Source organism: Rheinheimera pacifica, from assembly GCF_024809855.1.
Taxonomy (GTDB): Bacteria; Pseudomonadota; Gammaproteobacteria; order Enterobacterales; family Alteromonadaceae; genus Alishewanella; species Alishewanella pacifica_A.
Map to the genome: position 1 here is coordinate 270,783 of NZ_JANUEM010000004.1, position 12,477 is coordinate 283,259.

Below are 12,477 nucleotides of genomic sequence, written 5' to 3' on the forward strand. Positions count from 1 at the left end.
GGCAAACCGTCAGCTGAAAATACCCTGCACAAACCACTGCTGCTGTGCCGTGCGATATAGCCACAACCACTGCCCTTTGCTGTTACGACCAATAAAATAATCGCGCTGGGCTTCCAGCACCCAGCCGTTTGGGCATAACCGCTCCGGGCCGTGGTTTATTTCTACTGCTTCGGTTAACCGCTCTGGTTTTGCCAGCAAAAATGCCGGCCGAAGCGCTAAGGCTGCCACTGCGGCTTTACCGGCCAGCAAGGGTAAGGGCCGCTGGCTGGCATGCTCTGGCAGGTGCTGGTTTTGTAATATCAGGCCACTGACCGAGTGATAACCTAAGCGGGCCTGTAGCAGTGAAACCAGCTGTAATGCTGATACCGCGCTTGGCGCTGGCTGAAACAGATCATCACTCTGGCTTTGTTGCAGCACAAAAGCGGTAACTTCCAGTTGCAGGCCAGACACCGGTTCGGTTAGTTTCAGTTTCTCCAGTTGTAGCTGACACAACTTTAACCAGTTAGCCGCGCGATACTCGCCCTGTGCCGAGCCAATACTTAACTGGTATGCCGGCATACCACGAAACAACAAACCCAGTTGCAATTGATGGCAGGCCGCATTTATCCGCTGCAGTTGCTGCTCCAGTTGCAGCAGCAGGCTATGCAGCGGCATGCTGAGTACCGCAGTATCTGTAATGTCGTACAGCAGCTCAACATAGCGGCTAAAGCTGTGCTCTGGCTTGATATAGTGCAGGGCATGATAAAAGCTACCGCGTAAACGCCCCAGATAGCTAAGTAAACTGCTGTCAAAACGCCGGGCCAGCTCAGCCTGCGATAATGCCAGCAACTGCCCAAGTGTGTTAATACCTAAACGCTGCAACTGCTGTTGGCTGTCAGTATCAAGCTCAGTAAAACGCAGCGGGCTGTGATTTAGAGCGCTGGCAAGTACATCAGGCTCCCCGCTCAGTAAATTTAACTGTTGCCGGGCCAGGCATTTGGCAGCAAAAGGGCTGGTGCCGCAGGCATAATAATAGCGGTAAGGTAATAGCTGTAGCTCGTGCTTCAGAGCCTGCCAGTAACCGGCCAGCCCCTGATACAACTGCAACATATTGCACAGCCGGATATACAAGCCATCGGGCGGGTCCAGCGCGATATCAGCCGTTACCTGATATAACTGCCGGGCCACACTTTGTAAAATGTTCAGCTGCAACTGCGTCTGATACGGCAACAGCTGCAGGTTATGACACAGCGCAGCAGCGGTACCCAACGCCATATTCAGCGCAATGCCTTGCTGCTCAGCCACAGTGTTAAGCTGCACAATACAGTGTTGCTCATTCACCACCGCCACCGGCAGCTGCTGCGCTGCCGTGCAACCCAGGCTGTCGGGCTGCAGTGCCGGAAACTGTAAGTACAGATATAGCGCCATCTTAGCTGGCCTTACGCCGGGCCTGCCAGTGTTGCTCAGTGCTAAAACACAAGCCGGGCCAGCGGTTTTGCATATCTACCAGAAAAGGCGCAGCAGGCCAGCCACCTTTGCGTTTTTGCACACTTAGCAACACCCCCTGCCGATGCGCCTGCAGTTTAATACTTAAATTTACCGGTAAACTTAAGCCCTGTTGTGGACGGCGCAGTAAAATCAGGCTGGCAGCACCCTGTTCGGCAGCCAGTTGCAGCCGCCTGGCCTGCGCCTGCTTCAACGGTACCTGCCACAACAATACCGAAGCACAGCAACCGCTTTGCAGGCACTGCTCTGCCGCCCACAGCGCATCTTTACCGGTTTTGGGCGTAATAATAACTAACTGCGACAACACTATACCGGCAGCACAAAGCATATCGGCACAGGGCTCTGCCAAAGGAGAAAGAAACACTAATAAGCGGCCACCGCTTTGTTGTTGCTGCAAATACGGCAACAGCAAACGCAGCTCACCAATGCCGGTGTCGGTTTGAATATCAATTAAGCCAGTGGCAGGAAAACCACCAGCTAATTGCTGATCTAACTCAGCATAACCAGATGGCACTGCCTGGTAAGCGGTATGCTGGCTATTAGCATGCCACAGTAACTGGCGGCGGGTTAGTTGCTCTAATAACGCTGACATACACAACTCAAAATACTGTACACATAAACAGTATATACTGAGTTAAGCGTGATGCAACCCCGGGCTTTATTCCTGCCTTTGCAACAGCGTTAATACCTCATAGTGACTGCTGTGGGCAAACATATCAAACAGCTGTACTTTCAAAAGCTTGTAGTCTGGCAATGCCATAAGATCCTGCGCCAGCGTTTGGGCATTGCAACTGGAATAAATCAGCCAGCGCGGCGCTAAGCGTTGTATATCCTGGCATAGCGTTTTGCCCAAACCACGCCGGGGCGGGTTAACCACCAGCAAATCCGGCGCCTGTGCCGCAGCTTTTGCAAAAGCTGCGGAATCCAGCGCCTGAAACTGCACCTGAGTTAACCCCATTTCACCGGCAGAACGCTGTGCACTGGCAATGGCTTTTTCTGCTATTTCAATCCCGTTTAGCTGTTGCGCTGGTGTCACAACATGCAGGCCAAATCCACCCACACCACAGAACAAATCCCAGATACGTGTAAAAGCCCCTTGCTGCTGTTGCAACTGTGCCGCCCAGTCTGCGGCTGTCTGGTAAAGTGCCGCCGCCATAACCGGCTGGGTTTGAAAAAAGCTTTGCGGGGTTAAATACAGCGGCACCTGGTTTAACTTCTCGGCCAACAAGGTTTGCTCAGTCAGGATAATTTCTTCCTCCCCCTCCAGCAGTGCCGCAGGCTTGGGCTGCAGGTTTACCGAACACACTTCAAGCTGTGGCCACTGCGCCAATAACCAGGGAAGATGTTTCTGAATAGACGCCAGACAGTTTTTTGAGCGCAGTACAAAGCGCAGCATAAAACGGCCACTGTGCAGGCTTTGACTAAGCAGAATAAATTTCAGCTCACCACGGCGGGCAGCAATATCGTAAGGGGTTAAGTTCGCCCGTTGAATAAAGGCTTTACACAGCGCAAAGGCTGGCGTAAACGCCGGCGGATAAAGCGGGCAATCGGCTAAATCAACCGCTTCACCCTGAGCATTAACAATGCCCAGAACTGGCTGCTCTGTCGTACCCAGCGCCACCATTTTGGCTTTATAACGAAAGCCCTGCTCAGCCGATGCCACAGGTTCCAGCAGCTGTGCCGGCTGAAACTCTGCCAGTAAGGCGGCTAACTGCTGTTGTTTAAGCAGCAGCTGTGCCGGATAGGGTTTATCCAGCCACTGGCAGGACTGACAGCGCTTAGCGGCAAAATGAACACAGTGCATAGGTTATCCGCGGCAGTTAAAAATCGGCGCTATTCTAGCGCAGACCGCAACTATGCGCACCCACCGGCTACTGTACCCGTAAGCGCAGGCTGGCCACGCCGCCCAAATCATCCACCACCCGTAATTGAAACTCGCCGGTCTCACCTTGCCAGAATAACGTTTCACCCGGCTTTACCGAGCCCAGATAACGGCTGTCAATAAACCAGTGTGCTGTGGTTACAGCCCCATCAAAGCTGGCTTGCAGAGCAATTTTTTGCTGCTCTGCATTTTTACCCAACTGATATGTTAAGGCTTGCTGCGGTGAGCGGATTTGTGGTGCCTGCTGTGATGACTGAGGCTGATCAATGCAGGCGTGCTGATAAGCCGGCGGTGGTGTTAATACGATACCCGAGAGCTGATAGGCACGGGCAATATCTGATGGCCAGAATTCAAATACTTTCAGCTCAGTTTGAGGTGGCTGGTGGTTACAAGCACGCAGCCCGGTATCGGCATACACCGGTACAGCACGGTGCACATCAGACACTTTAATCGGCGACACGCCGGGAATAAACCAACCGGGCCGGGTTTGCGGGCAGTATTTATTGGGCAGTTCACCACTACGGCTACATAGCGCAACCTGCTTCAGATTTAGCTTATTGCCTGCGCTAAACAGGCTTTGCTCCGCTTGTTTATCGCGCAGTAGCATTGCCAGCAGCTCAAATAACAACGGGCCGGCTGCTGTGCGGCCAATCAGATTAGGGTTACTGCTACCATCAAAGTTACCCAGCCACACTGCCAGTACATAATCACCACTAAGTGCAACAGACCAGGCATCCCGGAATGCATAAGAGGTACCGGTTTTCCAGGCTACGGGGGTACTGTCAGTCAGCTCGCTAAGTAAGCCGACCTGCGGTTTGGCATGCTGGCGCAGCATATCCAGTGTTAAAAACGCTGCTTCGGGGCTTAACAACGGTTGGGGTGCCGCCGCGGCAGGCTCAGCCTGCCACTGCAGTGCCTGCCAGTTACCGCCATTACCCAGCATGGCATACAACTGCACCAACTGCTGCATGCTCAGCTCCATGCCGCCCAGCACCAGTGCCAGGCCGTAATGCTCAGCGTTGTAAGTTAACGGCACCTGCGCCTGCTTTAGCCAGTGATAAAAATCCGGTTTGGTTAAACTGGCCTGTAACTGCACGGCCGGAACATTACGGCTGTTAATCAACGCTTCAGTGGCATTAACCGGGCCGACAAACTGGCGGTCGAAGTTTTCCGGGTTAAAACTGCCATAACGGCGCGGTAAATCGGTTAGCAGGCTTTGCGGATGAATAACGCCCTGTTGCAGCGCCAGCGCATAAACAAACGGCTTGAGTGCTGAACCCGGTGAACGCAGCGCCGTTACACCATCAACCTGACCGGAGATCGCTGCATTATAAAAATCGGCTGAGCCAATCCAGGCCTGTACCTGCATAGTGCTACGTTTTACCAGCAATACACTGGCATTGTTAAAGCCTTTGTCAGCATTACGGCGTAAATAGGCTGTAACACCTCGCTGCATACGTTGCTGAACAGTGTACTGCAAGCTGGTATAAAAACGGCCTTCTATTTGCCCCTGCGCCTGCAACTGATTAATAAAATGCGGCGCAGCATAGGCTAAATCGGCACGCTGATAAAACGTCAGCGGTAAACTTAAACGCTGCGCTTCACCTGGCTCAGTGGCAGGATAATACTGCAGCCACAGTGCAGCCAAACGCTGGCGCGCCAGTTCTAATTGCTGCTCGCCTTTTGTACTTAGCGGGCTGCGCTGGTTCGGGTTTTGTGGGATCACGCTAAGTGCTAACGCTTCGGCCACAGTTAGCCGCTGCGCTTCTTTACCAAAGTAAATCAAGCTGGCGGCGGCGACACCTTCAATGTTGCCGCCATAAGGCGCGTAGTTAAAGTAGGCTTCTAAAATCTCGTGTTTGCTAAAATGCCGCTCCAGATAAAGCGCATATACCAGTTGCTGCAGTTTACCGCTCAGGCTGCTGGTATTAATTTCAAAGCGCAGCCGCGCCAGCTGCATACTTATGGTTGATGCGCCCTGACGCCGGCCACCTTTTACCACACTTTGCCAGAACGCCCGGCCAACGGCACTGATATCAACGCCGAAATGGTGATAAAACTGCCGGTCTTCATACAACAAAGTGGCTTGCTGTAGCGCCGGGGCAATATCGGCCAGTGGCAGCCGCAACCGGTAACGCTGATCGGCCGCCAGCCGCAAGCTGAGCAACTCGCCACCGGCAGCAAAATAAGCACTGCTTTGCAAATAGCGGCCATAAAGTGCCGGTTTGGGTGATAACAGCAGCGCCAGTAACGGTAGCAGCAATATAACCGCAGCCAATGCCAGCACCCTGCCTGCCCGTTTTTTTAATATTCCGTGTTGCACTACAGCTCCGGCAAAGTGTTAATTTGCAGCCGCTGCGGTTACCACGAAACGCCCGGCTGCTGTGCTGGCATACACCGATAAATCATACATTGACTGTGCCGACACCGTTGGCAAGACAAAATCACCGGCAGCGGTTACCTTAACCTGGTAGCGTAACTCAGTCATTTGCGGGCCAAAACCAGCGTAATACACCACACGGTCTTCACGGATATCAACATAATCAGCACGCCATACTCCACTTTGGCGTGGCACTGAACTGCGCACCACGGCAAAACCTGCTGGTAGTAAATCCACTACTGCAACATTGTTGTGCCAGCTTTCGGTTAAACTGCGCAGGCGCAGGCGCACGGTAAGCTCATCACCTTGTTTTGCGCTGCTAACCACTTTACCTTCGGCGTCAAGATAATCGCGCACAACCTCCAACTGCTGCGCTACGGCTTTCGTTGGCGCGGTTTTATCAAAACCGGCTTCACTTAAAGCATAAAACAGCTGCTGACTGCTCTCTATCAGTATTTGCTCTGCTGCCGAGGTAAACGCGGCGCGTGGTATGGCGCTTTGGTTATCGGCCGGTGTTAATACGGTGCGCGCACCTTTGCCATCCAACTGATAAAACTGCGGTGGCGTAGCGGCCGCTTCTGTTTGCAACTGGCCATAGGCAGACAACGCCAGCACCGTATAGGCTGAGGCTATGGTGTTATAATCGCCCTTAAACACCGGCTGCAATAGCTGCAAAATGGCTTTACCATCCAGCGCTTTGGCCTGTTCGGCAAAATGGCTGGACAATAAATACACATACTGCGCGTCCAGGCTTAGCTGCGACTGAAACGCCGGGTTGGCAAAAGGCGGCAGTGGTGTGGTAATACGTGCCAGATAACCGCTTTGCAGTGCTGAGGTTTTACCTAAACGGTAACCGGACAACAAACCACGCGCCAGCTCCGGCTTTTGCAGCAACTGATAACTGGCGGCAATATAAATAGCGGTAATATCGGCCTGCCAGGCTTGCTTATGTTGTTTTTCCAGCCGCTCGTGTAATTCAACCAAGTAGTTAGTTGTTACTTCGCCGCTGCGGGTTAGCAGATAAATTGCATTGGCACGCAGCCGGGCCTGATACAAATTAGCACCACTTTGCCGCGCTACAGTGCGTAAATACTCCAGCCCCTGCCTGTATAGGTAATCCGGCACGGCCAGGCCTTGTTCACGCGCCACCAGCAGAAAATGCATCACATAAATACTGGGGAAATCGGCACTGCTGTAGCCACCGGGCCAGAAGCTAAAACCGCCATCGCTTTGCTGGCGCTCAGCCAGTTTTTGTATCAGCACGGCAAATTTTTCGTTCAGCATAGGCCACTGCGCCTGATACGACGGTTGCTGTACTAAACCCACCCATGGGAACACCTGCGACACCACCTGCTCAGTACAACCGTGCGGATATTGCGCCAGATAATCGGTAAAGCTTTCTGCCAGCACCAACGGGTTGGCTGAAGCAACCACATGCTGCCGGGCAAATTCGGTATACAGCGGATAACGGGTATTAAGTGTCACCGGGCCTTTATCGGCAAAACCAGCCTGTAGCGTGGTGTGGTAATGGCTGGCCGGGCGAATGCTCAGGCTGATACTGCGGCTGGCCTGTTCGGTCAGTTCACCCTGCTGATAGGTCGCGCTAAAGCTTAAACTGGCCTCGCCTGGTGCGTCACCGGCTTTTAAACGAAAACGTGCACTTTGCTCACTATTTTCGCTGATGCTAAGCAGTTGCTCGGTTTTACCCACAGCAATAAGGCTATCGGGCAAAGTAAGCTGCACTTTAATGGCGGCATCCGGGCCCGAGCCTTTAACACCATTGGCTACCGATACACTGATATCAAACTCATCGCCCGGCGCTGCACTGGTAAGCACATCCGGCGTTAATACAAAGGGGCCACGCACACGTAAATCCTGGCTGACAGCAGACAGTGCTTCATCGCTTACCGCTACTGCCATCAGTTTTAAGTTACCGCTAAAGCTGGCCGGTACTGTTACCTGCTGGGTGGCCAGTTCGGTACCGGCTTTTACCACACCCAGCCAGAATACGCCCGGCTGCTCGGCCCTGCGGGCAAAGGGGTTAAGGTTGCTATCCAGCATAGCGGCGGCCATAGCACGGCGTGCGCTGTCACCACCTACTCCGGCTAACTGGCGTTTCAGCGCGCTAAATTCCGGCAGGATTAAATCGAGCATTTGCATGCTGCGCACCTGCAGTGCGCGTTTTTGCAGGTAATGCGATAACGGGTCGGGTAATTCGTAAGCCGCTACCTGTAAAATGCCCTGATCCACGCCATATAGCAGTAAGTCGGCCGGACGGTCGGTTTTATAGCCCAGCGTAAAGGCTTTACCGGGGCGCACTTCTTGCGGTGCTACCAGGCTAATATCCAGTTCACGCTTGCTGCGGTCAATATTAAACGGCACTACGGCGTAACTTAGCGGGCTGACAAAAAGTGCATCTGAATCGGCACCGCGTACAAAGCTAACGTTGATATAAGCATTACCTTCAATGCCCTCTGGCAGCACGATATGCTGAATACTGCTGGTGGTGTCGGCGGTAAACCAGCTAAAGGCATGCACTTTATCGCTTTCAATGCTTATTAAGCCACTGCCGGTATAAGGTGCAGTGATATTCAGCTCAATACGCTCACCGGCTTTATAATCGGCTTTATCCAACCGTACGTTAAGCGCAGCGTTTTTCTCCAGCATAGCGCTGATATTACCGGCGCCTATTACACTAAACGCCACTTTCCCCAGCAGTTGCTCACCTTTTAACAGCTGTAGTTCAAAATCACCGGCGGTGTCGGTTGGCAACTGATATTCAGTGCCCTGTGTGGCAATACTGAAAGCGGCCTCATTTAGTGTTAGCTCCTGCACTATGCTCTGATACTGATAAGTGCCATCGTTTTGTTTAACCAAGCTCGACAACGGCCGTTTTTCTACCAGTTTCAGTGTTAATTCATTCAGTGCTATCTGCTCCAGGCTGTTATTAATGGCAATAAACTGCAAACTACGGCTTTGCTGCCTTTTCAGGTAGCTAAGCTCGCCATCACTTTTAACTCCTACCAGCTCATTTAATGGCGACACCAGCGCACTACGCCGGTTTTGTACACTCTTGCCCCCGCCGCCATCAAAGCCTTCGGTGGTTAACACCAGCCGGTAAGTACCGCCGCTATATTGCTCAAGCGGCAGCGTGAAACTGGCTTTGCCATCGGCGTCGGTTTGCTGCTCATCCAGGTTCTGCCGAATGCTGTTGCTGTTAAGCTGCTGCTCCTGCGGGGCAATAAAACGATAATCTTTATAGGCATCAAAGCTAAAACCGGCCGGGATCAGCTCAAATCTGGCAGTTACCCGGCGCTGCTGTGCCGGGGTGCCAAACAGGTTGTCCAGTTGTACCTGTGCTACTAAGTTTTGCGGCGACAACCAGCCTTTGCCCTGCTGGTTAAAACTACTGCTGATTTTCAGCGTATCAGGCTGAAACTCTTCCACGACAAAGCTAACCGAACCTAGGTGCCGTTCAGTATTGCCTTTGCTATCCAGCAGGCTGATATTGGCATAATAATTACCGGTATCGCTGTGCGGCTGGGTATCCAGGCTAAAAGTGTGCATACCCCGGCCGGTTAAGCTGAAGTTTTGCTGCCAGAACGTGCTGCCACGCGGCCCCTGCACCTGTATTTTTAACGGCAGCTTTTGCTCAGCCAATGATAAATCGTTGTGGCGGATAATCGCAGCCAGTTGCACTTGTTCACCTGGCCGGTATATACCTCTGTCACTGAACATATAAGCACTTAAGGCTTTGGCGCTGTTTTCATCCTGATAACGGCCACTGGTATTAAATTTAGAATAATCCAGTTGACGGCTGTATCTGTCATACGGAATAAAGCTGCTATCCGTTACGCCATTACTGCTACGGCTAACCAGGTACACCACCGGTTGTTTTTCACGCACAAAACCGGTGGTTTTATTCAGGTTTACGCTGCCCTGGGCATTGGTGGTACCACTTAACACCGCTACACCATTTTTGCCAAGCAGTTCAACTTTAGCTCCGGCTACCGGCTTGCCGTCGGCCACCGACATGACAAATACCTGCTGGCTGCTATCGCTGTTATGCTTTACCAGTAAGCCTAAATCGGTTACCAGCACCACCCGTTTATCCAGTTGCTGGCCTTCGCTTTTCGGCCGGGCTGGGTCAAACTCGGTTAACTGAATAAAAAACACTCCCATGCCCGCTTCAGCCAGGTAGGGTTTTAATGCTAAAGACAGGTAGTTCGCCTGTTTCGCATGGCTGTTAGCCAGAGTAAAGGTTTTCTCGTAGCTGCTGCTGATATTACTTTCATCAAAGTTGTAGTTGTAAAAATAAGGCTGGCTGATGTCGCCGCCAGTCTGGCTGATAAAGTGATTTAGCTCACCCGGTAGCAATTTATGCAACTTTACCCGCACGCCCTTAACACCACGGCTAAGCAACTGCAGGGTTTGCTCGCCACTTAACGTTAACATGGCACCTTCACCCACTATTCTGGCTTCTTTCGGGTACTGTGGCGCCTGCACCACGGCGCGATACTCACTGGCCAGGGTAAAATCACTGGCCGATAACAAACCTTTAGCCACACTAACAAACAAGCTTTGGCCTGGTGGTACATCCAGCTTAATGCTAAAAGCACTGTCGTGCTGCTCTGGTGTAGGCATCAGCTCAAAGCTGTGCAGGCTGGCCTGCTGTAATACACTGCTGCTTACTTCGCCCGGTGCCCAATAGTTAGAGTTACGCTGTGGGTGCTTTGGCAATACATAGAGTTTTAGTTTGTTTTGCAGCTCGGTGCGGCTGATACGATCAGTAAAACTTAACAGCAGCATTTGCTCTGGTTCTTGCGCTGGTGTGCGAATAATATCAGTGCGCAGCTCTTCTACCTTTAAAAAGCTGGTTTTATCCGGCACTAACAGCTGCTGGCTGTTTTCCTCGCGGGTTTTACCACTGCCGTTTTGTGCTTTTACCCCTGTTTTTAACAACACAGTTAAATATTGTTCGCGCTCTGGCAGGGTTAATGCTGCAGATTGCAGATAAATTTCACGGCCGCTTTTATCGGCACTAAGCGTAAAATCAAGCGGTTTGCCTTTACTGCGAATATCGCCACCATCAGGACGCATGGTCATCGACAACTGGCTTTTTACGCTGTCGATATCTACCGGATGGCTGAAATTCAATGTAGCGACTATTTGCCGCGTGGCTTGCTCAGTGGGGTGTTGATAAAAGCGCAAGCGGTTAATAGCGCCGGTAAGTGGCACAGTATCAAAACGATATTGTTGCTCTGCCAATAAAGTACCGGCGGCAAAAATACTTTTGTCCAGCGTGATCTTGTACTGCTGCCCGGCTGGCCAAGCCTGCAGTGGCGTAAAAGTTAAAGTGTTGTCATCCAGCCAAAGCCACTTACCATCAATAGCCGGGGTTAAGCTAACGCCTTCGGTTAGTACCTCGCCAATTAAATCCAGCTTTGCTGCAGAAAGCTGCGGCACCGGAGCAATACGCCCGGCCTGATCGCTCATATCATAGTTAAACTGCAACCGCACAGCAGTAGGCTGCTCCACGTTGTCCTGATAATGTCCCAGTGCCGGGCTTTGCACTGTTGCCTTTACCTTCAGCGGTTTGGGTAGTTGCTGATAATAGTAATAACCCGCAACAGCGGCACCAATAAGCACCAATACCGCCGCTACAGCCCCCCAGAATCTGGCCGGACGCTGTTTTACATAGCTGCAAAGCCGATGCAGCCAATCAGGAGCAATCCAGTTTACTGAGCCGAAAATTTTACGCATAAATGAAGCTGAGGCAGGCATAACCAGTCCTTGTTAACGGGGGTGTCGTTGCTCGGGTGTGAGTGCCGAGTATAAGCGACGAAAATTAATCACTGATGAACTATAGCAGGTTGAAGCGAAACATATGGTTAATATTGTAAATTTTCAGATACTTAACTGCTAGACCTAACCACGGCTATTAGTATAAAGTAGCGAGAAAGCTTCCCTCTTAAAACAGGAGCATAAATGCTTGAACTTCTAACTCCACGCCTTCGCTTGCGCCAAATTTCCGTAACCGATTGGCCGTTATTTGTCAGGTTACACCAGGAACACGATATTATTCGTTACGTATTTGACGAGCCCTCGCTGGAGGAAATTACCGCAAAATTCAGGGTTTTATTGCCGGCATGGCAAGCCAGGCCACGGCAATGGTTATGTTTGATTGTCTGCTGTATAACAAGCGGTACACCGTTGGGAACTATGGCATTTATTATCACTGATGCCAAGCATAATAGCGCAGAGTTTGGCTATATGTTCTTACCTGAGCATTTTGGTAAAGGCTATGCAACAGAAGCCTTATTAGCCACAAAACAATTTGCTTTTTCATTAGGTCTAACTCAACTACAGGCAACAGTAACTGAAGGTAATACAGGCTCATGCCGTGTATTAGAGAAATGTGGTTTTGTACTGAGTAAACGCATTGAGCAAGCTTATAGTATTAATAATACATTATATGATGACCTGATCTACACCTGCCACAATGACGAACCGGCTATACCTGTAGCGGAATAACTGCCGGCAACAAGTATAACCATAGCCTTCAACCCAGAGCAGCTAATGCAGCCCAAACCAGCTTTTGGCTTGGGCGCAGCTGTAATCAAATCCTGTTGCTGCATGATTAAAAATTTAACACAAAAAATAATATTGCTGACACTGCGCCAATCCTGCAAACCTTACGTAAATAAAAAGTAATTTAACACATTGAATT

At 51.2% G+C, this 12,477-nt stretch carries 6 protein-coding genes; 1 reads left to right on the forward strand and 5 read right to left on the reverse strand.

All coding sequences use genetic code 11. The features are described from left to right. Positions 1–9: 9 nt before the first annotated feature. The 5 genes from M2404_RS08440 to M2404_RS08460 form a co-directional block, all read right to left on the reverse strand. The gene (locus tag M2404_RS08440; protein WP_259239281.1) at positions 10–1,407 is read right to left on the reverse strand and encodes a Y-family DNA polymerase; all 1,398 of its coding nucleotides are present in this window, start codon (positions 1,405–1,407) and stop codon (positions 10–12) included. Between the two features lies 1 nt (position 1,408). Further along, entirely contained in the window at positions 1,409–2,077 is a 669-nt protein-coding gene (gene imuA / locus M2404_RS08445) for a translesion DNA synthesis-associated protein ImuA (protein WP_259239282.1), read from the reverse strand. Positions 2,078–2,143: 66 nt separating this feature from the next. Beyond that, a complete protein-coding gene (gene rlmC, locus M2404_RS08450; RefSeq protein ID WP_259239283.1) occupies positions 2,144–3,289 on the reverse strand; it encodes a 23S rRNA (uracil(747)-C(5))-methyltransferase RlmC in 1,146 nt (381 codons plus the stop codon). Positions 3,290–3,356: 67 nt separating this feature from the next. After that, the gene (pbpC, locus tag M2404_RS08455; RefSeq protein ID WP_259239284.1) at positions 3,357–5,690 is read right to left on the reverse strand and encodes a penicillin-binding protein 1C; all 2,334 of its coding nucleotides are present in this window, start codon (positions 5,688–5,690) and stop codon (positions 3,357–3,359) included. Between the two features lie 18 nt (positions 5,691–5,708). Continuing rightward, positions 5,709–11,531 (reverse strand): MG2 domain-containing protein, encoded by a 5,823-nt coding sequence (locus M2404_RS08460; protein ID WP_259239286.1) that lies wholly within the window; start codon positions 11,529–11,531, stop codon positions 5,709–5,711. Positions 11,532–11,735: 204 nt separating this feature from the next. Between M2404_RS08460 and M2404_RS08465 the strand changes: the two genes are divergently transcribed. Next, positions 11,736–12,281, forward strand: a complete 546-nt coding sequence (locus M2404_RS08465) for a GNAT family N-acetyltransferase (RefSeq protein WP_259239287.1) — start codon at positions 11,736–11,738, stop codon at positions 12,279–12,281. Positions 12,282–12,477: the final 196 nt, after the last annotated feature.

Bases quoted from the DNA above. Each gene is read 5' to 3' on its own strand.
- imuA (WP_259239282.1), bottom strand. From the start codon at position 2,077: ATGTCAGCGTTATTAGAGCAACTAACCCGCCGCCAGTTACTGTGGCAT.
- M2404_RS08440 (WP_259239281.1), bottom strand. From the start codon at position 1,407: ATGGCGCTATATCTGTACTTACAGTTTCCGGCACTGCAGCCCGACAGC.
- M2404_RS08465 (WP_259239287.1), top strand. From the start codon at position 11,736: ATGCTTGAACTTCTAACTCCACGCCTTCGCTTGCGCCAAATTTCCGTA.
- rlmC (WP_259239283.1), bottom strand. From the start codon at position 3,289: ATGCACTGTGTTCATTTTGCCGCTAAGCGCTGTCAGTCCTGCCAGTGG.
- M2404_RS08460 (WP_259239286.1), bottom strand. From the start codon at position 11,531: ATGCCTGCCTCAGCTTCATTTATGCGTAAAATTTTCGGCTCAGTAAAC.